General features: G+C 58.5%; 25 protein-coding genes and 1 pseudogene. 17 read left to right on the forward strand and 9 right to left on the reverse strand.

Features of this window, described 5'->3' with window-relative positions; all coding sequences use genetic code 11:
- Positions 1 to 25: 25 nt before the first annotated feature.
- The 3 genes from ABLV64_RS13675 to ABLV64_RS13685 form a co-directional block, all read right to left on the reverse strand.
- The gene (locus ABLV64_RS13675; RefSeq protein ID WP_348843350.1) at positions 26 to 688 is read right to left on the reverse strand and encodes a molecular chaperone; all 663 of its coding nucleotides are present in this window, start codon (positions 686 to 688) and stop codon (positions 26 to 28) included.
- A gap of 194 nt (positions 689 to 882) precedes the next feature.
- A complete protein-coding gene (locus tag ABLV64_RS13680; RefSeq protein ID WP_064150752.1) occupies positions 883 to 1,464 on the reverse strand; it encodes a fimbrial protein in 582 nt (193 codons plus the stop codon).
- 700 nt (positions 1,465 to 2,164) lie between these two features.
- A complete protein-coding gene (locus tag ABLV64_RS13685; protein WP_004205728.1) occupies positions 2,165 to 3,685 on the reverse strand; it encodes an aldehyde dehydrogenase family protein in 1,521 nt (506 codons plus the stop codon).
- A gap of 263 nt (positions 3,686 to 3,948) precedes the next feature.
- Here ABLV64_RS13685 and ABLV64_RS13690 point away from each other — a divergent pair, with 263 nt between their 5' ends.
- A complete protein-coding gene (locus tag ABLV64_RS13690; protein ID WP_348843351.1) occupies positions 3,949 to 5,736 on the forward strand; it encodes a sigma-54-dependent Fis family transcriptional regulator in 1,788 nt (595 codons plus the stop codon).
- Positions 5,737 to 5,738: 2 nt separating this feature from the next.
- Here the strand turns inward: ABLV64_RS13690 and ABLV64_RS13695 are convergent, their stop codons facing one another.
- Both ABLV64_RS13695 and ABLV64_RS13700 read right to left on the reverse strand, forming a co-directional pair.
- Positions 5,739 to 6,335 carry an undecaprenyl-diphosphatase gene (locus ABLV64_RS13695; RefSeq protein ID WP_004205726.1) on the reverse strand — a complete coding sequence of 199 codons (597 nt, stop codon included), beginning with the start codon at positions 6,333 to 6,335 and terminating at the stop codon, positions 5,739 to 5,741.
- A 59-nt stretch (positions 6,336 to 6,394) separates the two neighbouring features.
- Positions 6,395 to 7,312 carry a LysR family transcriptional regulator gene (locus ABLV64_RS13700; protein WP_017900622.1) on the reverse strand — a complete coding sequence of 306 codons (918 nt, stop codon included), beginning with the start codon at positions 7,310 to 7,312 and terminating at the stop codon, positions 6,395 to 6,397.
- A gap of 103 nt (positions 7,313 to 7,415) precedes the next feature.
- Here ABLV64_RS13700 and ABLV64_RS13705 point away from each other — a divergent pair, with 103 nt between their 5' ends.
- The 3 genes and pseudogenes from ABLV64_RS13705 (at position 7,416) to ABLV64_RS13715 (ending at position 8,949) form a co-directional block, all read left to right on the forward strand.
- Positions 7,416 to 8,021: an NAD(P)H-dependent oxidoreductase gene (locus tag ABLV64_RS13705; RefSeq protein ID WP_004205724.1), complete on the forward strand. Its 606-nt coding sequence runs from the start codon at positions 7,416 to 7,418 to the stop codon at positions 8,019 to 8,021.
- A gap of 74 nt (positions 8,022 to 8,095) precedes the next feature.
- Positions 8,096 to 8,395: a metalloregulator ArsR/SmtB family transcription factor gene (locus ABLV64_RS13710; protein WP_049115872.1), complete on the forward strand. Its 300-nt coding sequence runs from the start codon at positions 8,096 to 8,098 to the stop codon at positions 8,393 to 8,395.
- A 7-nt stretch (positions 8,396 to 8,402) separates the two neighbouring features.
- Positions 8,403 to 8,949 (forward strand): annotated as a pseudogene (locus ABLV64_RS13715) (rhodanese family protein).
- On the opposite strand, the gene lpxO reads toward ABLV64_RS13715, so the two are convergent.
- Positions 8,930 to 9,832, reverse strand: a complete 903-nt coding sequence (lpxO, locus tag ABLV64_RS13720; RefSeq protein WP_004205722.1) for a lipid A hydroxylase LpxO — start codon at positions 9,830 to 9,832, stop codon at positions 8,930 to 8,932. The pseudogene ABLV64_RS13715 and the gene lpxO overlap by 20 nt on opposite strands.
- Positions 9,833 to 10,037: 205 nt before the next feature.
- On the opposite strand from lpxO, the gene ABLV64_RS13725 reads away from it, so the two are divergent.
- On the forward strand, positions 10,038 to 10,217 hold the full coding sequence (locus ABLV64_RS13725; protein ID WP_004205721.1) for a hypothetical protein: 180 nt from the start codon (positions 10,038 to 10,040) through the stop codon (positions 10,215 to 10,217).
- 77 nt (positions 10,218 to 10,294) lie between these two features.
- On the opposite strand, the gene stpA is transcribed toward ABLV64_RS13725, so the two are convergent.
- The gene (gene stpA / locus ABLV64_RS13730; protein ID WP_004205720.1) at positions 10,295 to 10,696 is read right to left on the reverse strand and encodes a DNA-binding protein StpA; all 402 of its coding nucleotides are present in this window, start codon (positions 10,694 to 10,696) and stop codon (positions 10,295 to 10,297) included.
- Between the two features lie 728 nt (positions 10,697 to 11,424).
- Between stpA and alaE the strand changes: the two genes are divergently transcribed.
- Positions 11,425 to 11,874, forward strand: coding sequence for an L-alanine exporter AlaE (alaE, locus tag ABLV64_RS13735; RefSeq protein WP_004205719.1), 450 nt, complete (start codon positions 11,425 to 11,427; stop codon positions 11,872 to 11,874).
- 78 nt (positions 11,875 to 11,952) lie between these two features.
- On the opposite strand, the gene ABLV64_RS13740 is transcribed toward alaE, so the two are convergent.
- Complete coding sequence (locus ABLV64_RS13740; RefSeq protein ID WP_004205718.1) at positions 11,953 to 12,315, reverse strand: DUF2002 family protein; 363 nt, start codon at positions 12,313 to 12,315, stop codon at positions 11,953 to 11,955.
- 149 nt (positions 12,316 to 12,464) lie between these two features.
- Between ABLV64_RS13740 and ABLV64_RS13745 the strand changes: the two genes are divergently transcribed.
- Positions 12,465 to 12,812, forward strand: coding sequence for a DUF883 family protein (locus ABLV64_RS13745; RefSeq protein WP_004205716.1), 348 nt, complete (start codon positions 12,465 to 12,467; stop codon positions 12,810 to 12,812).
- 119 nt (positions 12,813 to 12,931) lie between these two features.
- On the opposite strand, the gene ABLV64_RS13750 is transcribed toward ABLV64_RS13745, so the two are convergent.
- Positions 12,932 to 14,308 (reverse strand): PLP-dependent aminotransferase family protein, encoded by a 1,377-nt coding sequence (locus ABLV64_RS13750; protein WP_017900620.1) that lies wholly within the window; start codon positions 14,306 to 14,308, stop codon positions 12,932 to 12,934.
- An 88-nt stretch (positions 14,309 to 14,396) separates the two neighbouring features.
- Here ABLV64_RS13750 and ABLV64_RS13755 point away from each other — a divergent pair, with 88 nt between their 5' ends.
- From ABLV64_RS13755 to ygaH, 10 genes are all read left to right on the forward strand, one after another.
- A complete protein-coding gene (locus ABLV64_RS13755) occupies positions 14,397 to 14,828 on the forward strand; it encodes a carboxymuconolactone decarboxylase family protein (protein ID WP_004205714.1) in 432 nt (143 codons plus the stop codon).
- Positions 14,829 to 15,011: 183 nt separating this feature from the next.
- Positions 15,012 to 15,257 (forward strand): glutaredoxin-like protein NrdH, encoded by a 246-nt coding sequence (nrdH, locus tag ABLV64_RS13760; protein WP_004205709.1) that lies wholly within the window; start codon positions 15,012 to 15,014, stop codon positions 15,255 to 15,257.
- A complete protein-coding gene (gene nrdI / locus ABLV64_RS13765) occupies positions 15,254 to 15,664 on the forward strand; it encodes a class Ib ribonucleoside-diphosphate reductase assembly flavoprotein NrdI (protein WP_004205706.1) in 411 nt (136 codons plus the stop codon). The genes nrdH and nrdI overlap by 4 nt, the downstream gene beginning before the upstream one ends.
- Complete coding sequence (gene nrdE / locus ABLV64_RS13770; RefSeq protein WP_049115875.1) at positions 15,637 to 17,778, forward strand: class 1b ribonucleoside-diphosphate reductase subunit alpha; 2,142 nt, start codon at positions 15,637 to 15,639, stop codon at positions 17,776 to 17,778. The genes nrdI and nrdE overlap by 28 nt, the downstream gene beginning before the upstream one ends.
- A 10-nt stretch (positions 17,779 to 17,788) precedes the next feature.
- Positions 17,789 to 18,751, forward strand: coding sequence for a class 1b ribonucleoside-diphosphate reductase subunit beta (nrdF, locus tag ABLV64_RS13775; RefSeq protein WP_004205704.1), 963 nt, complete (start codon positions 17,789 to 17,791; stop codon positions 18,749 to 18,751).
- A 357-nt stretch (positions 18,752 to 19,108) separates the two neighbouring features.
- Entirely contained in the window at positions 19,109 to 20,311 is a 1,203-nt protein-coding gene (gene proV / locus ABLV64_RS13780; RefSeq protein ID WP_002914328.1) for a glycine betaine/L-proline ABC transporter ATP-binding protein ProV, read from the forward strand.
- The gene (gene proW / locus ABLV64_RS13785; protein WP_023290754.1) at positions 20,304 to 21,371 is read left to right on the forward strand and encodes a glycine betaine/L-proline ABC transporter permease ProW; all 1,068 of its coding nucleotides are present in this window, start codon (positions 20,304 to 20,306) and stop codon (positions 21,369 to 21,371) included. Before proV ends, proW begins: the two co-directional genes overlap by 8 nt.
- 78 nt (positions 21,372 to 21,449) lie before the next feature.
- Positions 21,450 to 22,448: a glycine betaine/L-proline ABC transporter substrate-binding protein ProX gene (gene proX / locus ABLV64_RS13790; RefSeq protein WP_017900617.1), complete on the forward strand. Its 999-nt coding sequence runs from the start codon at positions 21,450 to 21,452 to the stop codon at positions 22,446 to 22,448.
- Between the two features lie 181 nt (positions 22,449 to 22,629).
- Positions 22,630 to 23,376 (forward strand): AzlC family ABC transporter permease, encoded by a 747-nt coding sequence (locus tag ABLV64_RS13795; RefSeq protein ID WP_004205700.1) that lies wholly within the window; start codon positions 22,630 to 22,632, stop codon positions 23,374 to 23,376.
- Positions 23,366 to 23,701 carry an L-valine transporter subunit YgaH gene (gene ygaH / locus ABLV64_RS13800; protein WP_004205699.1) on the forward strand — a complete coding sequence of 112 codons (336 nt, stop codon included), beginning with the start codon at positions 23,366 to 23,368 and terminating at the stop codon, positions 23,699 to 23,701. The genes ABLV64_RS13795 and ygaH overlap by 11 nt, the downstream gene beginning before the upstream one ends.
- Positions 23,702 to 23,714: the final 13 nt, after the last annotated feature.

Genomic DNA, 23,714 nt, shown 5'->3' on the forward strand with positions numbered 1-23,714 from the left:
CCGGTAAGCTCATTACAAAGGGGAATTACTGCTGGGCGAAATCGCTGACGCCGCCGTAGTCGTTAATCGCCCGCCATTTGACGGTGCCGTGCCCGCTCACCGACCACGTTTTCTGACCGAAGGGGGCCACCATGCCAGGGTCGTCGATTGCCTGCCCGCCCACCGCGACGGAATAAAAAGAGACAAAATAGGGAGTGGGGTTTGCCACCGTCAGATGACCGCCGGACTGGCTAAACTTCAGCTGCTGCCAGGCTTTCGCCGGGTCGCCCGCCAGGCCGTTGGGGCGATAGAAGATTTTGAATTTCGACTTAATATTGACCTGCAGCTTGTTCACCTCGCCCTGGGGCGTCGGGGCGATACTTTTGACGTTCAGCCAGTAGAGCGATTCACGGTCGCTGGGCAACGAGGCGCCAATAAAGTTAATGCGCAGGACGTTATTTTGCTCCGGATCGAGACGGAACAAGGGCGGTGTGACAATGAAGGGCACCCTGGCCTTATCGTTTTCCGCGTAATTTTCCACCCATGACTGCACCAGATAGGGCGTATGGGTATCGGCATTAGTGACTGAAATAGCAGCTTCACGCTTCCCTTCCTGATAAATCACACGGGTTCCACCCATGACAATACCGGCCTGCGCTGCCGTGGAGCACAGCAGAAAGGCCGCAACGGCAATTATTTTCTTCATCATGACTTACCATCAGGCAAAGGTTGAACAGACAATAAAATAAAGCAGTAAATAACAGAGCCAGTACCCGTCGGGATAATTAGCAAAAACAACTATACCGTCACGAATATATTTCATGACTTCATGACAATTATCTCTTTAGCTATCTGCAATTAATCAGGACACAATGAACTGACTCTGAATAACGTGCAATATGATTAGTTATAAATCATATTGAAATTAGCCGTACCGTCGGCTTTACCTGCCGTCACGGTCGCCGCGGTGGAGACATAGTCGGCGTAAAACTCGAGGTCGGCAGTGCCGGTGCCGCCGCTGGAACCCGGAGTGACCGTTTGTTTTGCGGTCGTTTTACCGAGGCTGACCGCCGTCGTCTGATCGTGCTCATACAGCTTAATGGCTACGCCTTTGGCGCCGCCGTTGATGGCCAGCAGGGAGGTATCCGTCTGTTCACGCGCGCCGTCAAACAGCACGGCGACGGTAGTCACGCTGGCCGGGCAATCTTTCACTTTGATATGGAAAGGAGTTTTCGTGGTTTCGGCGCCGGTGCCGGTAAAATAGTTGCTGGCCCATTTGCCCAGATCCACAGGCTGGCCGGAAGAATTACTATCGACGTTGCAAGAGCTGTCGGTGATCGACCCATTGAAGGTGATCTGCCCGCCGGCGCCTTGCGCACTGGTGCCCGAGTTTGGATTAATGGTATTGGCCGCAGTAGCCTGGAAGGCGACGCCAGAAAGCAGCGCCCCTATGAGGATGGTGATAAAGCGAGGTTGTTTTTTCATTATTTATCTCATCGTTAACGAATATATTTTCCATCATCGCTAATAGCTCCATAGCTATCGCGAAACGGCTCGTCAGCTCCTCCCTGTAAATGTTCATTGCGTTCCTTCCGCAGGATAGTAGGCACACGTTCTCTCCACTCTGCTTTATTTCGCCAACAGATGGCCATGAATGACAAGCAGAAGAAAAAAGAGTTATTTTGATGTGCGAAATAAATATATTACCCGAAGTATCAAAAGGCAACCTGAGGAAATGTTAATTGTAGGTTAACAACTGTATTCGCCATAAACTTAATTTTTGAAATAGCTTTTCAATGTTAATTTACATATCTATACAAAAGAAATTTAAATACCTTTAAACAACAACAGGTCAATTCCATTAACAAATTTAAAGATAAGTGTTCAAAAAGTCGTCTTGTTTTATTGTGCGCTTGCCGGGCAGCACCAAAAAATTAGGAATTTTCCTGGTATTAATATTCATCATTTCTACACAAACGACGCAAAGACAGTCAGCCCCCATCCGATAATTTCTTGTTCTGGAAGTGTTTTTATTTTCAAGTGAAAGTAGTTATATCAGTGATGTGAATATATTGCCGTTGCCGCCGATACAAACCCATCGTTTGCATGGGGTTATTTTGAAGTAAAAAAAATCCGCAACCCGAATGGATTGCGGACTGGGGATCAATCAGAAATGAGATGGACTTCAGAACAGGCCCAGCGGTGCGGTGCCGTAGCTCACCAGCAGGTTTTTGGTTTGCTGGTAGGCATCCAGCGCCATCTTGTGCGTTTCCCGGCCGACGCCGGACTGTTTATAGCCGCCGAACGCCGCATGCGCCGGATAGACATGATAGCAGTTGGTCCATACGCGACCCGCTTTTATGCCGCGGCCCATGCGATAGGCGAGGTTGGTATCGCGCGTCCACACCCCAGCGCCGAGGCCAAACTGGGTCTCATTGGCGATAGCCAGCGCTTCCGCTTCGTCCTTAAAGGTGGTCACCCCGATCACCGGCCCAAAGATCTCCTCCTGGAAGGAGCGCATATCGTTGCGGCCTTTAATTAGCGTGGGCTGAATATAAAAACCATTATCCAGCGCCGGCGCGATAGCCGCCCGCTCGCCGCCTGTCAGGATTTGGCCGCCCTCTTCCCGGGCAATCTGAATATAGGAGAGGATCTTGTCGAACTGCTGGCGGGAAGCCTGGGCGCCGATCATGGTGTCGGTATCTAACGGATCGCCGCGGCGGATCTGCGCCACCTTCTCCATGACCCGCGCCATAAAGGGCTCATAGATGGATTCATGGATCAGCGCCCGCGACGGGCAGGTACAAACCTCACCCTGGTTGAAGAAGCCGAGCACCAGCCCCTCCACCGCCTTCTCAATAAACTCCTCTTCTCCCTCCATCACATCGGCGAAGTAGATATTGGGCGATTTGCCCCCCAGCTCGACGGTGCAGGGGATAATATTCTCCGCCGCGCAGGCGAGAATATGCCGCCCGACCGGCGTGGAGCCAGTAAATGCCAGCTTGGCGATACGTTTGCTGGTGGCCAGCGCCTCGCCCGCCTCTTTGCCGAAACCCTGCACCACGTTCAGCACCCCGGCCGGGAACAGATCGCCGATCAGCTCCAGCAGCAGAGTAATACTCAGCGGCGTCTGTTCCGCCGGCTTGAGCACCACGCAGTTACCCGCCGCCAGGGCCGGGGCCAGCTTCCACGCGGCCATCAGCAGCGGGAAGTTCCACGGGATAATCTGACCGACAACCCCCAGCGGTTCATGGAAATGGTAAGCCACCGTGGTTTCATCAATCTCGGCGGTACTCCCCTCCTGGGCGCGCAGGCAGCCGGCGAAGTAGCGAAAATGATCCACCGCCAGCGGCAGGTCGGCGTTCAGCGTTTCGCGGATCGGTTTCCCGTTGTCCCAGCTCTCCGCCACCGCCAGATATTCCAGATGCTGTTCAATACGATCGGCGACCTGCAGCAGCAGCCGGGAGCGCTGCTGCACTGAGGTTTTGCCCCACGCCGGCGCCGCACGGTGGGCGGCGTCGAGGGCGAAGTCAATGTCTCTGGCATCCGACCGGGGAAACTGCGCAATGTTGCTGCCGTCTACCGGGGAGGTATTCATAAAGAATTCACCGCTCAGCGGCTCGACAAATTTACCGTCAATAAAGTTGCCGTAAGCGGATTTAAATGAAACCAGGGCGCCGGGCTGGCCAGGGTGTGCATAACGCATCGCAAATCTCCTTCTGTAGGGTTGAGACGCAGCGGCATATTGATTTTTTAAACTTGCCGCCGAACGCTTCTCACTTTGCAGGGGTTATGCCAGTTTTTTATTTACTTTAAATCTTTTTATTTATTAATAGGTTGCCTTCACTAACTGGGCAGATGGTCAGCCACTGTTGCACGGGTTTCCACTTATGTGTTGCAAATCGCAACACCAAATAAACCAAATAGCTACAATATTGCAACACAGCAACATCGACCCAGAGGTGCCCTGTGCCAGGCAATCCCTTTCTTCTCGCACCAGAGGTTAACGCCAATCCCCTGCTGAGCGATTCATGGTCTCGCTGCCAGCGCTACGGTCTGGATCCCGCTACCGAGGATTTTCCCCGCCTCGACGCCGGCGAGCTGGCGGATCGACTCGCCAGCCACCGCAGCCTGCAGCAGTTGGCGCAGCCGGTGGTGGAATCCCTGTCGCGCCAGGTGGCGGACCTGCAGTCGGTGGTGATCCTCTCCGACCCCGGCGGTCTGGTGCTGCACACCGTCGGCGATACCCAGGCGATGCAAAAGGCGCAGCGCGTGGCGCTGGCGCCCGGCAATCTGTGGAGCGAAAGCGGGCGTGGGACCAACGCCATCGGCACCGCGCTGGCGATTGACGACGGCTGCGAAATCGATGGCCGTCAGCACTTTCTCACCCGCAACCAGAATTTGTACTGCGCGGCGATGCCGCTCCAGCGGCCGGACGGAAGTATCGCCGGCGTGCTGGATATCTCCGGCCCGGCGGATTTTCCCCACCAGCATACCTTTGGCTGGGTGAAAGCAGCGGCAAAGCAGATTGAGTATCTGTGGGTGAAGCAGAGCCTGCATCCTGAGCAGTGGCTGATGAGCCTGCACCGGCAGGTGGACAAGCTCGACAGCGTCGAGGAGCTGCTGCTGGTCTTTTCCGATAACGTCCTTACCGCCGGCAACCGGCTGGCGATGCGCGAGTTCGGCCTGAGCGCGGCGCAGTTTGGCCAGCTCACCTTTGCGTCGCTTTTTCCGACGCTGACGCAAACGGCGGTCAGCGTTCCTCTGCCGCTGACCACCCCGCAGGGTCGCTATCACTATCGCCTGCGCGAGCCCACCCGCCGCCGGGTGGCGGTGAGCGCCCCGCCGGCCATGCAGCTCCCCTTCACCAGCCCGCGGGAAGGCGAAAAGCTGCTCCGGCTGCTTAACGCCGGCATCGCGCTCTGTATTGAGGGGGAAACCGGCAGCGGCAAAGAGTATGTCAGCCGCACGCTGCACCAGCACAGCCGCTGGCGCAGCGGTAAATTCGTCGCCATTAACTGCGCCGCCATTCCGGAATCGCTGATCGAGTCCGAGCTTTTCGGCTACCAGCCAGGGGCGTTTACCGGCGCCAGCAAAAACGGCTATATCGGCAAAATCCGCGAAGCCGAGGGCGGGGTGCTGTTTCTTGATGAGATCGGCGATATGCCGCTGGCGCTGCAGACCCGCCTTCTGCGGGTACTGCAGGAGAAAGAGGTTGCCCCGCTGGGCGCCAGCCGCAGCGTGCCGGTGAACTTCGCCTTGATCTGCGCCACGCACCGCAACCTGACCCAGCGGGTCAGCGCCGGCGAATTCCGCGAAGATCTACTGTGGCGCCTGCGGGAGTATGCCCTGGCGCTGCCTCCGCTGCGCGAGTGGCCGGCGCTGGAAACCTTTATCGCCACCCTGTGGCGCGACCTGGGCGGCGCTTCGCGCCGGGTGACGCTGTCCACCGCGCTGCTGACCCACCTCAGCCTGCTGCCGTGGCCGGGAAACGTACGCCAGCTGCAGAGCGTCCTGAAGGTGATGCTGGCCCTCGCCGATGAGGGCGACACATTAACGCCCGATGCGCTGCCGGAGACTTATCGCACCGCGCCTGCGCCGCTGCCGCGCGGGGGATTGCAGGCCCATGACGAGCAGTTGATTGTCGATACCCTCGCCAGAGTCAACGGCAACGTCAGCCGGGCGGCGCAGATGTTGGGCATCGCCCGCAGCACGTTATACCGTCGCGCCGCCCGTGCCGGACGGCCACGCCGCTGAGACTATGGCGTAAAGCGCGCCGGCAGCCAGGAGAACATCCGCCGGCTGACGGCCTCGCACAGCAGCACCAGTCGTGGGCCGACCGCCTGCCAGACTCGCTTCGCCACGATGACCCCACCGACGGCGACCAGGGCCGCGCCCACCATATCCAGCGGAAAATGCACCCCAAGATAGATCCGCGACCAGGCCACCGGCAGCGCGGCCAGCAGCATCAGCAGGCCAAGCGCCCGCAGGCGCAGCGACAGCAGCGCAAACGCAGCACTGAACATTACCGTACCGTGATCGCTGGGAAAGCTGTTATCCGCCGGATGGCTTATCCAGGTATGGCCGAGGGGGATCATAAACGGCCGCGGATGGAACCAGAGCGTCCCGCACACCATCCCCAGCCCGAGGGAAATGATCACGGCCAGGGTCATAAACAGCGCCTGACGATGTCCCTCACGGCCACCGAGAAACCACAGGCCGAGCGCGATCGTCGGCATCATAAACACAATGCCATTGGCGCAAAAACTGGCCAGCGACAGCAGGCCATCCGCGGCGCCAGGCTGCGCGTTAAGCGCGAAAAAAACAGATTGATTCAGGGTTTCCAGGGCGTTCATGGCGATAGCTCTCAGTCGTCATCTTTCTGTCATTATCGCCCGGACGCCTTAAGATACCCTTAACCGCTGGGCGGTGTGCTTTTAGCAAGGCGCAGTCCTTCCCGCAGGGCATCGATCGCCACCCGCGTTTTTTGCGGCAGCCACGGCCCTTCCGGCCACACCGCGTGGATAGCGAAACGCACACGGTCGCTGGGCGCCAGAACCTGCTGCAGCGTCCCGTCGGCGAGCGCCTGCGCCACCAGCCAGTCCGGCAGCCAGGCGATGCCCATTCCCTGCTGCGCCGCGGCGGCGATGGCGGCAAAGTCATCCTGCACCAGCCACGCCTCCGGGGTGAAGCGCACTTCGCCCTGCTGCGGGTCGTAAAGTTGCCATTTTTGCAGCTGACCGTTATGCAGATAGCCGAGGGTGCGGTGCTCGCTCAGCCCGGCGATGGTCTGCGGCGCCGGCTGGCGGCGCAGGTACTCCGCCGCCGCGCACAGCACCATGCCATGCTCCCCCAGCGCCCGCGCCCGTAGCGACCCGGTATCGGCCAGGCTCCCGATACGCACCGCGAGATCAAACCCCTCTTCCAGCAAATTGACCTGCCGGTCGCTGTAGTGGAGCTCGAGCTTCAGCAGTGGATAGCGCTGACTCAGGCGGAACAGCAGCGGCGCCACGCAGCGCTGGCCAAACAGCACCGGCAGCGAAATCCGCAGCCGTCCCTGCACCTCGCCTTTGCCGCGCTGCAGCGCTTCTTCGGCCTCGCGAATGCGACCCAGCGCCTCCCGACACTGGTGATAAAATTGCTCTCCCTCTTCCGTCAGCAGTTGCCTGCGGGTGGTGCGCTGGAATAGCGCCACGCCGAGACGCGCCTCCAGCCGGGCAATGGTTTTCCCCACCGCCGATCGCGTGACGTGGAGGATCGTCGCCGCGCTGGCAAAGTTACCGCTCTCGACCACCGTGACAAACACCGGGATCGCGTTCAGATCGTCGCGCACAGATTGGTTCCTTACGGGATACAATAGCGGAAAATAATGTCACTCCAGAGAGAAAAAAGACAGTGTTAGTCTCTGCCTCTACCCTTTACCTGAGGCACTTATCATGGCTAACGTTCTGGTATTAAAATCCAGCATTAATGGCGAAACATCCCTGACCAATCAGCTGATTAACGAATTTCTCGCGGCGCGCCAGGCGGCGGGTCACCCCGATCGGATCCGCGAACACGATCTCAGCGCCATGGCGCTGCCGACGCTGGATGGCGCGCTGTTCGCCGCCCTGCGCGGGGCGGCGGATCCGCAGCCGGCCATCCGCGCGGCGGTTGCGCTCTCCGACCAGCTTATCGCCGAGTTAAAAGCCAGCGACCTGCTGGTGATCGGCGCCCCGATGTATAACCTCAACGTCCCGACCGACCTGAAGAAATGGTTCGACCTCGTGGCGCGGGCGCGGGAAACCTTTCGCTACACCGACAGCTGGCCGCAGGGGCTGGTCGAGGGCGTCCGGGCGGTGGTCGTCAGCAGCCGCGGCGGTATTCACCAGGGCGAAAGCACCGACGCCGTCACCCCCTATCTGCGCGCAGTGCTGGGGCTGATGGGGATCCATGAGGTGGAGTTTATCTATGCCGAAGGGCTGGATAACCGCCCGCACGGTCGCGACGCCGGGATCGCCAGCGCCCGTGCGCAGATAGCCGATCTCGCCGTTCCGGCCTGAGTCACGGGAAAATGTGCTGGCGCTGGCGGTCTTTTTATTTTAGAGTTATCTAAATTTAGAAAAAGCTAAAATACATGACTACACCTGAAGATCTGCAGGCCCGCGCCGGAGAAGCCGCCACGCTAATGAAAGCGATGAGCAATCCTCACCGATTGCTGATCCTGTGCATGCTGTGCGACGCGCCGCGGGCCAGCGCCGGTGAACTCGCCCGCGCCACCGGCCTGAGCCCTTCCGCCACCTCGCAGCATCTCGCGCGGATGCGTGACGAGGGGCTGATCGACAGCGAACGCGACGCTCAGCGTATCCACTATTTCATCACCCATCCTGCAGTACAGCAGGTGATCAACACGCTGAAAACGCTCTATTGCCCGTGAGGAGCCTATGACCATCGCCACCTTAACCCCTGCCGAAGCCCGGGCGCAGATTGCCCAGGGCGCGAGACTGATAGATATCCGCGATGCGGATGAATACGCGCGCGAACATATTCCCGATGCCGAGCTGGTGCCGCTCGCCGCCCTGAACGGCGGCGCGACCCTAAACGCCCGGGCCGGCGAGCGCGTGATCTTTCATTGCCAGGCCGGCTCCCGGACGCAGAATAACGCCATTCGTCTGGCCGCCGCTGCCGCGCCGGCGCAGGTCAGCCTGCTGGCGGGTGGGATTCAGGCGTGGAAAGCCGCGGGGCTCCCGGTTGAGGAAGATAAATCGCAACCGCTGCCGCTGATGCGCCAGGTGCAAATTGCCGCTGGCGTTCTGATTTTACTGGGGGTGCTGCTGGGCTATACCGTGAACGGCGGCTTTTTCCTGCTCAGCGGCGCGGTCGGCGCCGGGCTCACTTTCGCCGGGGTGACCGGCTTTTGCGGCATGGCGCGCCTGCTGGCGATCATGCCGTGGAACCGGCGCCAGGGGAGTTAAAACGCACTCCAGATAAGCCAGGCAATGCCGCCGAAAAGCAGCCATTTGACGATGTAATAGACCGTCTTATTCCATTTTTTCAGCCGCTTGCCGACAATACGGATCTGGTAGATATAGCGAAATGCCCGGTTAATTCCGCCGGTGCGATCGCTGGCGTCGTTGGGCGCCGAGGCGGCGCTCATCAGATAGCGCCCCAGCCAGTGGTTGACCTTCTGCGCCCAGCGGTAGCGCATCGGCCGTTCAATATCGCAGAACAGAATCAGTCGATTCTCACCGCTGGTATTTTCTGCATAGTGGATATAGGTCTCGTCAAACAGCACGCCTTCCCCGTCGCGCCAGCTGTAGCGCTGACCATCCACCTCGATAAAGCAGCGGTCATCGTTCGGCGTCGCCAGGCCAAGATGAAAGCGCAGGGAACCGGCGTAGGGGTCGCGATGGCGCGGCAGACGGCTGCCGTCCGGCAGGGTGGCAAACATAGCCGCTTTTACCGACGGGATATCCCGCAGCAGCGCGGTAGTTTGCGGACAAAGCTGGCTGGCGGAAGGATGGGCATCCTCATACCATTTCAGATAAAAGCGTTTCCAGCCGGTTTTAAAAAATGAGTTAAATCCGGCGTCATTATATTTATCGGCCGCTTTAATCTGCTCCAGTTGCTGGAGGCGGATCCCTTCTTCGCGAATAACCAGCCAGTTCTGCTGCAATATCGCCAGCTCGGGAAACATCTCCGGGCGCAGATAAGGCGTATTCGGTACGCGGGAAAATAAATACATAAATCCATTCAGCGGCGCGGTAAATGTGGAATGGTCGGAGAGCTGTCGCCAGAAACGATAGCGCACCCGTCCGCGGTAATGGACATACAGTACAGCAATAACAATGATCAACAGAATGATATACTTCATGGTGTCTTTCCTGACCTGATTGGTGGTAACCCTACCCTCGCCGTCCCCCCTTCTCAGCGGCGGTATGGCGCCAGCAAAACATTAACAACTCTAATACATATACCTCCAAATTGTTTTAACAAAAAACAGCACACCCGGTGTTCAGTGAACGGGCGTTGAGCTATGGTTTAGGTTCATACGTAGTATTAACAGTGAGGAGTGAATGATGTTTTCTGTCGGCGATCTGGTGCAACCGCGTGCGGGCGGGCCAAAACTGAAAGTGATCGAAGTGCAGGGCGAGGATCTGGTGGTGGTTCAGGCCGCGCAGGAGCAGGGAGAACGCTATACGCTGAAGTCAGACGAGGTGACGCGATATCAGGAAGAGGGAGACTTCGGCGTCTGCTGAAGCTCCCTCGCTGCAGGTCATAAGGCCAGGCCGGGCGGTGGGTCTTCCCCGCCGTCGTGGCGCTGGCCGAATCGGTTTTAAATTAAAAAGCTGTCCAGCGATTTCCCCTCGGCGACCGCCAGGGCAATCGGCTTCGGCATTCTTCCCTGGCCGGTCCAGGTTTTCTCGGCGCCGGTATGATCGGTATAACGATATTTCGCCGGGCGCGGTTTCCGCTTTTTACCGCCCGCCATCGGCGGCTGAATATCGGCCACCAGCTCGTCAGGAGAAATACCGTCGGCGCGCATCAGCTCAAGCCAGGTATTCACTTTTTCCTGATATTCCGCTTGCTGCTGTGCCGCCAGCTGCTGTTGCGTACGTATTTCTTCAGTGACGATCCTGAGCTTTTCCAGCATCTCTTCAAGCACGTCAATGGAGAATTCACGGGACAGCGCGCGCAGTGAACGGATATTATTCAGTTTGTGTAACATTGAAGACATAAAATTAAAAAATTCCAAATAGCAAATTAAAAGACACAACGCGGCAAGTGTAATAGAAACGTTTATTTATTTCCAGCCTGCGGTTGTCCAGATAAATATATTATGCAGAGAGTAAATCTCTTCCGCCTGCCCTATATCGGAAAATCCCCGATTCTTTTTCGCCAGCGCGGGCCAACGAGACCATGAATAAATAAAAGCGGCGGATAGTGAGATAGGAAAATATATTCAGCAGGCGATATTACCTTTATGGTCAGCGGCTTATCCTCTTATCGTCGGCGGATGCGCTGGCCCTCTCCACACGGCCTAATGAATAGTTACCCAGCCAGGCAGAATAAAACGCCACACGTCACTTTAGAATTTTTCACCACAAAAACCGGCATAATGGCATAAAAACATCTAAACGAGACTCTCATCACAGGCTAACGCGATTTTGCGCCACGGCGAGTGCTCAGACGCCGCCTCCCTGGTCAAACACCATGGCAAAACACCACATAACCACCTGAAAATAAACACATTTAATGAAAGCAGCAATAAAAGTAGCGTAACGGGCAGAAAACCAACCGTCGCAGAGTATTTTATCGACAAAAAGGCAATAAATAAAAATTTATAGCTAGTTGCCACTTTTAATGCAGAGATATACTCTACGCACATCAAAACAGGCAGCCCAAAAACGCTATACCAACGCGCATTTTTCGGCGTTCTTGACTTCATTTTCGAGGAGCACTCCGATGTTCTCTGCGCACTCCCGCTTGCGGCACGCGGTTGCAGACACCTTTGCGATGGTGGTTTACTGCACCGTCGTCAACATGATGATCGAAATTTTTCTCTCTGGTATGACGTTTGAGCAGTCGTTATCGTCGCGTCTGGTGGCGATCCCGGTCAACATTATTATCGCTGTTCCTTACGGGATTTATCGCGATTTCGCCATGCGTCAGGCCCGGCGCATCACTCCGGCCGGCTGGATGAAAAATATGGCCGACGTGCTGGCCTACGTGACCTTTCAGTCGCCGGTATATGTCGCCATTCTGTGGAGCGTGGGTGCGGACTGGCACCAGATTGTCGCTGCGGTGAGCTCGAACCTGGCGGTATCGATGATGATGGGCGCCGCTTACGGCTACTTCCTCGACTATTGCCGCCGCCTGTTCCGCGTGGCTCCCTACCAGCAGGCAAAAGCCTGACCGACACGTTAACAGCGACTGGCTCTGCCAGTCGCTTCCTCCCGCCAGCCGATTTCGCCCGGGCCTTTATCCAGCGAATTAATTCGTCGACATGGCCGGCTTAGCTTCGCCAAATAGCCCATTCAGAAAACGCTCAAGCGCCATGCGTGAGCTAAATCCGTGCGGAATTCCATAATGCTGCTGCGCATCCCCGGCTAAATACAGCGGAAACTGTTCATAATGGTCGCAGGTTTTGATATCTGAAGCCGGTTCAGCCAGCATATTGCTGCGCTCTTTTAACGCCGGATGAATAACTAACGCTGTTCGCCCCATGCGCGCTTCGCGGTTCACATAAACATAATTATCGCCGCGGCGATAGCCGTACGCTTTTTGCGTCACAACATCCATGGTGAAGCCGGCTTTTTCAAGAACACGCGCCACCTCATCGGGTCTTAAATACATACTGATTCCTCGTTATCTTTTACCGCACATTGACCTTACCTTATTCATTAAGGGCAGTGCTTTCGGAATATTCCAGAAACCACAGTAGTAAGCATAATTCAAAATCTTGTCCTACACTTACTCACTCGATGGAATTAAGGGAGATAACGATGGCTAACCATGTGAACCGCAACAATTTTGACGATAACGCCGAAGATATTCATAACGATGTCAGCCAATTAGCGGACACGCTGGAAGAGGTGCTGAAATCGTGGGGCAGTGACGCGAAAGAGGAAGCGGAAGCGGCGCGTGCCAAAGCGCAGTCGCTGTTAAAAGAGACCCGCGCTCGCATTAATGGTCACAACCGGGTGCAGCAGGCGGCGCTGGATGCGCGCCAGGCAGCATGTGATGCGCTGGGCTGCGCCGATACCTACGTGCGCAATAAACCGTGGCACAGCGTGGGCGCCGCCGCCGCCGTCGGGGTATTTATTGGCGTATTGCTCAATTTACGTCGATAATAGCTATAGCGTTTGCTGCCGCCGCGCGATAAGCGTGCGGAAGCCCGCCTGCTTCACGGAAAGCAATGAAGATAACAAATACGCGTCAGCCCCTGCGCGCCTCTGGCCGCAGGGGTTTTTTACGCACCATCGGGGGGGACGCCGCCGACGCCGATCGCCTCCCCCAGCCGCCGGGCCAGCGCGCCAGCCATTGCCGGCGAGCGAATATTGGTAAAACTCATCAGTAATCCCCCCTCGCCGGTATGGCGCATCCGCCAGTCGCTCAACGCCTGTACCGCCAGCCCGGCCGCCACCGCCCGTTGGGCCAACAGGCGATCGTCGCCGCTAACCGGCATGACCAGCTGAATCCCCCCTTGCTGCGGCGTAACCTGAAAGCCCTGCGCCTGCAGAGCAGACTCCAGCCACTGCCTGCGCTGACTGTAGCTGGCGCGCATTTTTTTCAGATGACGCCAGAAATGGCCCTGCTGGATAAAATCCGCCAGCGTCTGCTGCCACAGGGTGGGAACCGTACAGGGCTGGCGCTCCACGGTCTGCTGAAAGCGCGCCGCCAGCGCGCTCGGCACCACCAGCCAGGCGGTGCGCAGCGCCGGAAACATCGACTTGCTGAAGGTGCCCGCGTAGATGACCCGCTGGGGCGCATCAAGGCTTTTCAGCGGCGGCAACGGTTTGCCGCGATAGCGAAACTCGCTATCGTAATCGTCCTCAATGATCCATGCGTCACGCTCCGCGGCCCATGCCAACAGCTGGCGACGCCGGGGCAGCGACAGCGCCACGCCCAGCGGACTCTGATGCGCCGGGGTGAGCAGGGCAAACCGCGCCTGCGGATGATGGCGCTGGCCCCAGGCGATATCCATCCCCTCGTCGTCCACCGGGATCGCATCCACCACCAGTTGCCCGGCCTCGACCACCGGGCGGATAAAGGGATATCCCGGATCTTCCATCCACATATGCTGCCCCGGCTGTGCCAGAGTACGCAGGATCAGGTTCATAGCGGTGGCATAGTTGCCGGCGATCAGCACCTGCTCCGGCTGACAGTCGATACTGCGCGACAGGCGCAGATAGTCGACGATCGCCTGACGCAGAAGCGGGTCGCCGCCGGGATCGCCGGGCGCCAGATCGAACCGCGACTGCGTGCGCAGCCGGCGCCCCATCACCCGCGCCCACAGCCCGCGCGGAAAGAGATCCAGCGCCGGGAGCCCCATCTGAAACGGCAACGGCTCCGCCGGCGCGGCAGGTTGCGCTGGCATTACCGGCGCCAGCTGGCGCGGACTGAGCCGTTCGCTGACAAAGGTTCCCGCCTGCCCGCGTCGCTCGAGCCAGCCCTGAGCGACCAGTTCGCCCCAGGCGTTTTCGATGGTTGCCCGGGAGACGCCCTGCTCCTGGGCAAACACCCGGCTGGCGGGCAGACGGCTGCCAGGAGCCAGTTCGCCCCGTTCAATGGCGGATTTCAGCTGGCGGGCAATACGCTGATAGAGAGGGAGGTGGCTGGCTTCCATTATGGTCTGCTTTTTTCATCACAATATGGCTATCTTTTGCAGTCCATTATAGTGCTATTTTGGCTGCCGTCTTAGAGAGGAGAACACCATGAGCCAATTACGTCAGCCATTCAGTGAACTAAGCCCGGAAGTCTATAAAGGGCTGGTGCAGGCCAGCCTCGCGCTGGAGAAAAGCGAACTGGGCAGCGCCCTGGTGGAGCTGGTCTATTTACGCGTGTCGCAGATCAACGGCTGCGCCTTCTGCCTTGAGAAGCACAGCCAGGCGCTGCGCAAGGGCGGCATGGCGCAGAGCAAACTGGATGCCCTGGCCGGCTGGCGGGTGAGCGACCATTTTACCCCTGCTGAACGCGCGGCACTGGCGTGGGCCGAGTCGGTCACCGACATCGCCGCCAGCCATGCGGAAGATGAGGTTTACCTGCCGCTGCGCGAACATTTTACCCCGCGTCAGATAAGCGATCTCACCTTCGCTATCAGCCTGATGAACGCCTTTAACCGCCTCGCCGTCGCCATGCGTCTGTAGTTTCGCGCAACCTTCCCCCTCCTCCGCCTGGCCATCCCGGAGGGGGAATCCTTTGCTAAAAACGCTATATATTGAGTGGTTGAAGTTTTAAATAACTACATCTAGCATTTCCTTATTGAATGGCCCACAACGTTCGACGCTACGTTTAGCGCCGTGCTGTTATCTTAAATGGAAATACGAATCATGCGCATTATTATTTACACTCGAAATGACTGCGTGCAGTGCCATGCCACCCGGCGAGCCATGGAGAGCCGGGGACTGGCCTTTGAAATGGTCAACGTCGACCAACAGCCGGATGCCGCCGACATCCTGCGCGAGCAGGGATTTCGCCAGCTGCCGGTGGTGATCGCCGGCGACCTGCGCTGGAGCGGCTTCCGCCCGGATATGATCAATCGCCTGCGTCCCTCCGTCGCGGCGGCCAGCGCATGAGCCTCATCGTCTACTTCTCCAGCCGTTCGGAGAACACCCATCGCTTTGTGCAGCGCCTGGGGCTGCCGGCGGTGCGCATCCCGCTGAACGAGCGTGAACATCTGCAGGTAGACGAGCCCTACATTCTCATCGTTCCCAGTTATGGCGGCGGCGGCACCGCCGGCGCCGTGCCGCGTCAGGCGATCCGCTTTTTAAACGACGTACATAACCGTCGACTGATCCGCGGGGTGATTGCCGCCGGCAATCGCAACTTTGGCGACGCCTGGGGGCGCGCCGGGGATGTCATCGCGCAGAAGTGCGCCGTGCCCTATCTCTACCGCTTCGAGCTGATGGGAACCCCCGACGATATCGATAACGTACGCAAAGGAGTCAGCGAATTTTGGCAACGACAACCGCAGAACGTATAACCGCCGCCGTGGATTTTCACGCCCTCAATGCGATGCTGAACTTATACGACAGCGAGGGCCGCATCCCGTTTGAGAAAGATCGCCAGGCGGTTGAGGCCTTTATGGCGACCCAGGTTCAGCCCAACACCCTCGCCTTTGCCAGCCAGGAGGATAAACTCAGCTGGCTCGTCCGCGAGGGCTATTACGATCCGCAGGTGCTGGCCGGCTATGACCGCGGGTTTGTGTTGGCGTTGTTCGACCATGCCCGGCGCGCCGCGTTTCGCTTCCAGACCTTCCTCGGGGCCTGGAAGTTCTACACCAGCTACGCGCTGAAGAGCTTTGATGGCAAACATTACCTCGAGGATTTCGCCGAACGCAGCGTAATGGTGGCCCTGACGCTGGCCCGGGGCGATGAACAGCAGGCGCGGCAGCTGACGGAGGAGATACTCAGCGGCCGCTTCCAGCCGGCTACCCCCACCTTCCTCAACGCCGGCAAACAGCAGCGCGGAGAGCTGATCTCCTGCTTCCTGCTGCGCATTGAGGATAATATGGAGTCCATCGGCCGGGCGGTGAACTCGGCGCTGCAGCTGTCGAAGCGCGGCGGCGGCGTGGCCTTTTTACTCTCTAACCTGCGCGAGGCCGGGGCGCCGATCAAGCGCATCGAAAACCAGTCCTCCGGCGTGGTGCCGGTGATGAAGATGCTGGAGGATGCCTTCTCCTATGCCAACCAGCTCGGTGCCCGCCAGGGGGCGGGGGCGGTCTGGCTGCACGCACACCATCCGGATATTTTGCGCTTCCTTGATACCCGGCGTGAAAATGCCGATGAGAAAATCCGCATCAAAACCTTGTCGCTGGGGGTGGTGATCCCTGATATCACTTTCCAGCTGGCGAAAGAAGACGCGCAGATGGCGCTGTTCTCGCCGTATGATGTCGAACGGCTGTACGGCAAACCCTTCGCCGACTGCGCCATCGGCGACCTCTATCCGCAGCTGGTGGCCGACGAGCGGGTGGGCAAACGCTGGATCCGCGCCCGCGACCTGTTCCAGCGCCTGGCGGAGATCCAGTTTGAATCCGGCTACCCGTACATCATGTTTGAAGACACCGTGAACCGCGCCAGTCCAGTGGCCGGGCGGGTCACCATGAGCAATCTGTGTTCCGAGATCCTGCAGGTCAGTACGCCGTCCGCCTATAATGAAGACCTCAGCTATGCCCATATCGGGGAAGATATCTCCTGCAACCTCGGCTCGCTGAATATCGCCCATACCATGGACTCGCCGGATTTCGGCCGCACAATCGCCACCGCGGTGCGCGCCCTGACCGCCGTGTCCGACATGAGCCACATTCAGTCGGTCCCTTCCGTGGCGGCCGGCAACGCGGCCTCCCACGCCATCGGCCTGGGGCAGATGAATCTGCACGGTTACCTGGCGCGGGAAGGCATTGCCTACGGCAGCCCGGAGGGGCTGGACTTCACCAATATCTACTTTTACACCGTGACCTGGCACGCGCTGCACACCTCGATGCTGTTGGCTCGCGAGCGCGGTCAGCGCTTCGCCGGCTTCGAGCAGTCGCGCTACGCCAGCGGGGAGTACTTCGACAAATATCTGCATGAGGAGTGGCAGCCGAAAACCGCACGGGTCCGCGCGCTGTTCGCCCGCGCCGGCATCTCCCTGCCCGACCGGGAAAGCTGGCGCCAGCTGCGCGACGACGTCATGCGCTATGGCATTTACAACCGCTATCTGCAGGCGGTGCCGCCCACCGGCTCGATCTCGTACATCAACCATGCCACCTCCAGCATTCACCCGATCGTCTCGAAGATTGAGATCCGCAAAGAGGGGAAAACCGGACGGGTGTACTACCCCGCGCCGTTTATGAATAACGAGAATCTGACCCTCTATCAGGATGCCTACGAGATAGGGCCCCAGAAAATCATCGACACCTACGCCGAGGCGACGCGCCACGTCGATCAGGGGCTGTCGCTGACCCTGTTCTTCCCCGATACCGCCACCACCCGCGATATCAACAAGGCGCAGATCTACGCCTGGAAGAAAGGCATTAAGACGCTCTACTACATCCGACTGCGCCAGCTGGCGCTGGAAGGCACTGAAATTGAAGGCTGCGTGTCCTGCGCGCTGTAAGGAGATCAGGATGACTCATTTAACGCGCGTCAGCGCGATCAACTGGAACCGCATCGATGACGATAAAGATCTGGAGGTGTGGAACCGTCTCACCAGCAACTTCTGGCTGCCGGAGAAAGTGCCGCTGTCGAACGACATTCCCGCCTGGCAAACCCTCAGCGCGGCGGAGCAGCAGTTGACCATTCGCGTTTTTACCGGGCTGACCCTGCTCGACACCATTCAGAACACCATCGGCGCGCCGGCGCTGATGGCGGACGCCCTGACCCCGCATGAGGAGGCGGTGCTGTCGAACATCAGCTTTATGGAAGCGGTTCATGCTCGCTCTTACAGCTCCATCTTTTCCACGCTGTGCCACAGCAAGGAGGTGGATGCCGCCTTCGCCTGGAGCGAAAGCTGTGAGCCCCTGCAGCGCAAGGCGCAGCTGATGCTGGGCTACTATCAGGCCGACGAGCCGCTGAAGAAAAAAATCGCCAGCGTGTTCCTCGAATCCTTTCTCTTCTACTCCGGCTTCTGGCTGCCGATGTACTTCTCCAGCCGGGGAAAACTGACCAACACCGCGGATCTGATCCGCCTGATCATTCGCGATGAAGCGGTGCATGGCTATTACATCGGCTACAAATATCAGAAAGGACTGGAGATCGTCAGCCCCGGCAAGCGCGAAGAATTGAAAAATTTCGCCCTCGATCTGCTGATGGATCTTTACGACAACGAGCTGGCCTACAGCCGGGAACTGTACGGCGAGAGCGGCTGGTTCGACGACGTTAGCGCTTTCCTGTGCTACAACGCCAACAAAGCGCTGATGAACCTCGGCTACGAGGCGCTGTTCCCGGCGGAGATGGCGGCGGTTAATCCAGCGATCCTCGCGGCGCTGTCGCCCAACGCCGATGAAAACCACGACTTTTTCTCCGGTTCTGGCTCCTCCTACGTGATAGGAAAAATGGAAGAGACCGCCGACGACGACTGGGACTTTTAACCGTACTTTCACCAGGAATATCGCGACCGAATTCCTGGTGATCTATTTCGCAGAAAAGTGGGTTCATCTGTCAAATATTCTCTCCATGGCCTAACCGTCATCATCCCGTCATATTTAGCAGAAAACTGGTCTATTTCAGTCGAATTATCCAGAGATAATCAAAAAATATTACCCACAACAAATTACCGCTCAGCCCTTATATCACGGGGGCTGCGCCGCCATGTCCCTCACTCCATTTTGCCGAGAGTTTGTCATTAAGGGTTGTCACAGAATCTGAGTATGTTAGGGTGTAAAAAGATCATAATCACCATTGGGTACCGTATCGCAATAAACAAATAACAGGAACTTCTCTATTGCATGGCAATTAAATTAGAAATTAAAAATCTTTATAAGATATTTGGCGAGCACCCTCACCGTGCTTTCAAATATATTGAGAAAGGACTCAACAAAGCGCAAATACTGGAAAAAACGGGGCTGTCGCTTGGCGTCAAAGACGCCAGTCTGGCCATTGAAGAAGGCGAGATATTCGTCATCATGGGGCTCTCCGGTTCGGGGAAATCCACCATGGTTCGCCTTCTCAATCGCCTGATTGAACCCACCCGCGGCCAGGTGCTGATTGACGGGGTCGATATCGCGAAAATGTCGGACGCCGAGCTGCGCGAGGTGCGTCGTAAAAAAATTGCGATGGTTTTTCAATCCTTTGCACTGATGCCGCACATGAGCGTGCTCGACAACACGGCGTTTGGCATGGCGCTTGCCGGCGTCCCGGCCGCTGAGCGAGAGCAAAAAGCGCGGGAAGCGCTGCGGCAGGTGGGGCTGGAGAATTATGCCCACGCCTGGCCGGATGAACTCTCCGGCGGGATGCGTCAGCGCGTCGGTTTAGCCCGCGCCCTGGCGATTAATCCCGATATTCTGTTAATGGATGAAGCCTTCTCCGCGCTCGATCCGCTCATTCGCACCGAAATGCAGGATGAGCTGATCAAATTACAGGCTAAGCATCAGCGTACCATTGTCTTTATTTCCCATGACCTTGATGAAGCCATGCGAATTGGCGATCGTATCGCCATTATGCAAAATGGCGAAGTGGTCCAGGTCGGTACTCCGGATGAAATATTGAATAATCCGGCCAATGATTATGTCCGCACCTTCTTCCGCGGCGTCGATATTAGCCAGGTCTTCAGCGCCAAAGATATTGCCCGTCGTAGTCCGGTCGGCCTGATTCGTAAAACGCCAGGTTTTGGCCCCCGCTCAGCGCTGAAATTATTACAGGATGAAGACCGGGAATATGGCTATGTCATCGAGCGTGGTAATCGCTTTGTCGGGATTGTGTCGATCGATTCTCTGAAAACCGCGCTCAGCGCCGGCCAGGGGATCGAGGCGGCGCTGATTGACGCCCCGCTGGCGGTGGAGGCGCAAACGCCGCTCAGCGATCTGCTCTCCCACGTCGGCCACGCCCCGTGCGCCGTCCCGGTGGTGGATGAAGAACAACAATATATTGGCATCATTTCCAAACGAATGTTGCTCCAGGCTTTAGATCGCGAGGGGGTGAATCATGGCTGATCAAACCAATCCGTGGGACAGCGCCCCGGCAACCGACAGCGCCGCCCAGGCTGCAGACGCCTGGGGTGGCGCTTCTACTGCCGCGCCGACCAATGGCGGCGGCGCCGACTGGCTGCACAGCGCCCCGGCGCCGCAGCCGGAACAGTTCAATATCATGGATCCGTTCCATAAGACCCTGATCCCGCTCGACAGCTGGGTGACCCACGCCATCGACTGGATCGTGCTGCACTTCCGCCCGTTGTTCCAGGGGATCCGCGTGCCGATCGACTACATTCTCAGCGCCTTTCAGCAGCTGCTGTTGGGAATGCCGGCGCCGGTGGCGATTATCGTCTTCGCGCTGATCGCCTGGCAGATCTCCAGCCTCGGCATGGGAGTCGCCACTCTGGTATCGCTGATTGCCATTGGCGCCATCGGCGCGTGGTCGCAGGCGATGGTCACCCTGGCGCTGGTCCTCACCGCCCTGCTGTTCTGCATGATCATCGGCCTGCCGCTGGGGATCTGGCTGGCGCGCAGTCCGCGGGCGGCGAAAATTATCCGCCCACTGCTGGATGCCATGCAGACCACGCCGGCCTTCGTCTACCTGGTGCCGATCGTAATGCTGTTCGGCATCGGCAACGTGCCCGGCGTGGTGGTGACGATTATCTTCGCCCTGCCGCCCATCGTCCGTCTGACCATCCTCGGGATAAACCAGGTGCCTGCGGATCTGATCGAAGCGTCGCGCTCATTTGGCGCCAGCCCGCGACAGCTGCTGTTTAAAGTTCAGCTGCCGCTGGCGATGCCCACCATTATGGCCGGGGTTAACCAGACGCTGATGCTGGCCCTGTCGATGGTGGTGATCGCCTCGATGATCGCCGTCGGCGGTCTTGGCCAGATGGTGCTGCGCGGCATTGGTCGCCTGGATATGGGCCTGGCCACCGTCGGCGGCGTGGGGATCGTGATCCTGGCGATTATTCTTGACCGCCTTACCCAGGCCGTCGGCCGCGACGCCCGCAGTCGCGGCAACCGCCGCTGGTACACCACCGGCCCGCTGGGGCTTCTCACTCGCCCTTTCTGTCGATAAGTCGATAACAGCGCCGCTCCCCGGCACCAGCCGATGCCGGGGGGCCGCCCTTCCCGTTAAACAATAAGAGGAACCACCATGCGACATAGCACGATGATGGCCACCGCCGCCTTTGCCACCCTGATCGCCACCAGCGCCTTCGCCGCCGACCTGCCGGGCAAAGGCATTACCGTCAAGCCGGCCCAGAGCACCATCTCCGAAGAGAGCTTCCAGACCCTGCTGGTCAGCCGCGCGCTGGAGAAGCTTGGCTACACCGTCGAGAAACCGAGCGAAGTGGACTATAACGTTGCCTATACCTCGATTGCCGCTGGGGATACCACCTTCATCGCCACCAACTGGCAGCCGCTGCACGATGACATGTACGCCGCGGCGGGCGGTGATAACAAATTTTACCGCAAGGGGGTATACGTCTCAGGCGCCGCCCAGGGCTATCTGATCGACAAAAAAACCGCCGAGCAGTACCACATCACCTCCATCGATCAGCTCAAAGATCCGCAGATCGCCAAACTGTTTGATACCAACAACGACGGTAAAGCGGACCTCACCGGCTGCACCCCTGGCTGGGGCTGCGAAGCGGTGATTAACCACCAGATTGACGCCTATGGCCTGAGCAAAACCGTCACCCATAACCAGGGCAACTACGCGGCGATGATGGCCGACACCATCGCCCGTTATAAAGAGGGTAAACCGGTGCTCTACTACACCTGGACGCCGTACTGGGTTAGCGACGTGCTGAAGCCTGGCAAAGATGTCGTCTGGCTGCAGGTGCCGTTCTCCTCCCTGCCGGGCGAGCAGAAAAACATCGATACCAAACTGGCCAATGGCGCCAACTATGGATTCCCGGTCAACACCATGCACATTGTCGCCAACAAAGCCTGGGCGGAGAAAAACCCGGCCGCCGCCACTCTGTTTAGCGTCATGAAGCTGCCGATCGCCGACATCAATGCCGAGAATGCGATGATGCACGACGGCCATGCTTCTGAAGCCGACATTAACGGTCATGTTGATGGCTGGATCAAGGCCCACCAGCCGCTGTTCGACAGCTGGGTGAAAGCCGCCCTCGCCGCGCAGCAGTAACCCGCTCCCGGATAAGGCCCGACGCCTTATCCGGGCCCCCTTCCCCGCCTTTCATCCCGTCTGGGTCAGGGAAAAGCGGATTGCGGGCATTTTCATAGTGTTAAGGCGCGTCGCGCTCTGTTAAGGTGGGGACATCGGTCAATTTGCCACCTTCACATGGATCCAGCGATAAGTTATTCATATGGAAAACCCCGCGCCCTTAACCTGTGCCTTATCTGAACGCGTCGCCACCGTCGGCGAAGGCATTAAAGACAGTCTCCCCATCGTCATCAGCTACCTTCCGGTGGCATTCGCCTTCGGACTCAATGCCACCCGGTTGGGTTTCACCCCGCTGGAAAGCCTGTTTTTCTCCTGCATCATTTACGCCGGCGCCAGCCAGTTTGTGATCACCGCCATGCTGGCCGCCGGCAGTTCGCTGTGGGTCGCCGCCCTGACGGTGATGGCGATGGACGTACGCCACGTGCTGTATGGCCCCTCGCTGCGCAGCCGCATCCATACCGCGCTGAACAAAAAGAAAACCGCCCTCTGGGCCTTCGGCCTGACCGATGAGGTTTTCGCCGCCGCCACCGCCAGGCTGGTTCGCGACAACCGCCGCTGGAGCGAAAACTGGATGCTCGGTCTCGCGTTCACCTCGTGGGCATCCTGGGTGTGCGGCACGCTGGCCGGCGCCTGGTCCGGCAACGGTTTGCTGGTGGACTATCCGGCGGTGGAAGCCGCGCTCGGCTTTATGCTGCCGGCGCTGTTTATGAGCTTCCTGCTGGCCTCTTTCCAGCGCCAGCAATCCCTGTGCGTCACCGCGGCGCTGGCGGGCGCCCTGGGTGGCATTCTGTTATTTTCCATTCCGGCGGCGATCCTTGCCGGGATTGTTTGCGGGTGTCTGACGGCGCTGGTCCAGGCCATGCTGAAGGGGATGCCGGATGAACAGTGAGGTCCTTCTGCTCGGGGTGATTGTCGGCGGCGTGAACTATCTGTTTCGCTATCTTCCCCTGCGTCTGCGCGCGGGCCATGCCCGGCCTGCCCGCCGTGGCCCGGTCAGCGTGCTGCTGGATACCATCGGCATCGCCTCGATTTGCGCGCTGCTGGTGGTCTCCAGCGTGCCGGAGATCCTCGCCGATGCCCATCGTCTGGCGCCGACGCTGATCGGCTTCCTGGTGCTGGGGGGCGCCTTCTGGAAAACCCGCAGCATTATTATCCCGACCCTCCTGTCGGCGTTGGCCTACGGTCTGGCCTGGAAAATCGCCAGCGGGCTCTAAGCTTTACGTATCA

The organism is Klebsiella sp. JB_Kp031 (assembly GCF_040064295.1).
Lineage (GTDB): Bacteria > Pseudomonadota > Gammaproteobacteria > Enterobacterales > Enterobacteriaceae > Klebsiella > Klebsiella quasipneumoniae.

Coding starts and splice junctions, on each gene's coding strand:
- ABLV64_RS13675 (WP_348843350.1), bottom strand. CDS start 688: ATGATGAAGAAAATAATTGCCGTTGCGGCCTTTCTGCTGTGCTCCACG.
- ABLV64_RS13680 (WP_064150752.1), bottom strand. CDS start 1,464: ATGAAAAAACAACCTCGCTTTATCACCATCCTCATAGGGGCGCTGCTT.
- ABLV64_RS13685 (WP_004205728.1), bottom strand. CDS start 3,685: ATGCGTTATGCACACCCTGGCCAGCCCGGCGCCCTGGTTTCATTTAAA.
- ABLV64_RS13695 (WP_004205726.1), bottom strand. CDS start 6,335: ATGAACGCCCTGGAAACCCTGAATCAATCTGTTTTTTTCGCGCTTAAC.
- ABLV64_RS13705 (WP_004205724.1), top strand. CDS start 7,416: ATGGCTAACGTTCTGGTATTAAAATCCAGCATTAATGGCGAAACATCC.
- ABLV64_RS13710 (WP_049115872.1), top strand. CDS start 8,096: ATGACTACACCTGAAGATCTGCAGGCCCGCGCCGGAGAAGCCGCCACG.
- lpxO (WP_004205722.1), bottom strand. CDS start 9,832: ATGAAGTATATCATTCTGTTGATCATTGTTATTGCTGTACTGTATGTC.
- ABLV64_RS13725 (WP_004205721.1), top strand. CDS start 10,038: ATGTTTTCTGTCGGCGATCTGGTGCAACCGCGTGCGGGCGGGCCAAAA.
- stpA (WP_004205720.1), bottom strand. CDS start 10,696: ATGTCTTCAATGTTACACAAACTGAATAATATCCGTTCACTGCGCGCG.
- alaE (WP_004205719.1), top strand. CDS start 11,425: ATGTTCTCTGCGCACTCCCGCTTGCGGCACGCGGTTGCAGACACCTTT.
- ABLV64_RS13740 (WP_004205718.1), bottom strand. CDS start 12,315: ATGTATTTAAGACCCGATGAGGTGGCGCGTGTTCTTGAAAAAGCCGGC.
- ABLV64_RS13745 (WP_004205716.1), top strand. CDS start 12,465: ATGGCTAACCATGTGAACCGCAACAATTTTGACGATAACGCCGAAGAT.
- ABLV64_RS13750 (WP_017900620.1), bottom strand. CDS start 14,308: ATGGAAGCCAGCCACCTCCCTCTCTATCAGCGTATTGCCCGCCAGCTG.
- ABLV64_RS13755 (WP_004205714.1), top strand. CDS start 14,397: ATGAGCCAATTACGTCAGCCATTCAGTGAACTAAGCCCGGAAGTCTAT.
- nrdH (WP_004205709.1), top strand. CDS start 15,012: ATGCGCATTATTATTTACACTCGAAATGACTGCGTGCAGTGCCATGCC.
- nrdI (WP_004205706.1), top strand. CDS start 15,254: ATGAGCCTCATCGTCTACTTCTCCAGCCGTTCGGAGAACACCCATCGC.
- nrdF (WP_004205704.1), top strand. CDS start 17,789: ATGACTCATTTAACGCGCGTCAGCGCGATCAACTGGAACCGCATCGAT.
- proV (WP_002914328.1), top strand. CDS start 19,109: ATGGCAATTAAATTAGAAATTAAAAATCTTTATAAGATATTTGGCGAG.
- proW (WP_023290754.1), top strand. CDS start 20,304: ATGGCTGATCAAACCAATCCGTGGGACAGCGCCCCGGCAACCGACAGC.
- proX (WP_017900617.1), top strand. CDS start 21,450: ATGCGACATAGCACGATGATGGCCACCGCCGCCTTTGCCACCCTGATC.
- ABLV64_RS13795 (WP_004205700.1), top strand. CDS start 22,630: ATGGAAAACCCCGCGCCCTTAACCTGTGCCTTATCTGAACGCGTCGCC.
- ygaH (WP_004205699.1), top strand. CDS start 23,366: ATGAACAGTGAGGTCCTTCTGCTCGGGGTGATTGTCGGCGGCGTGAAC.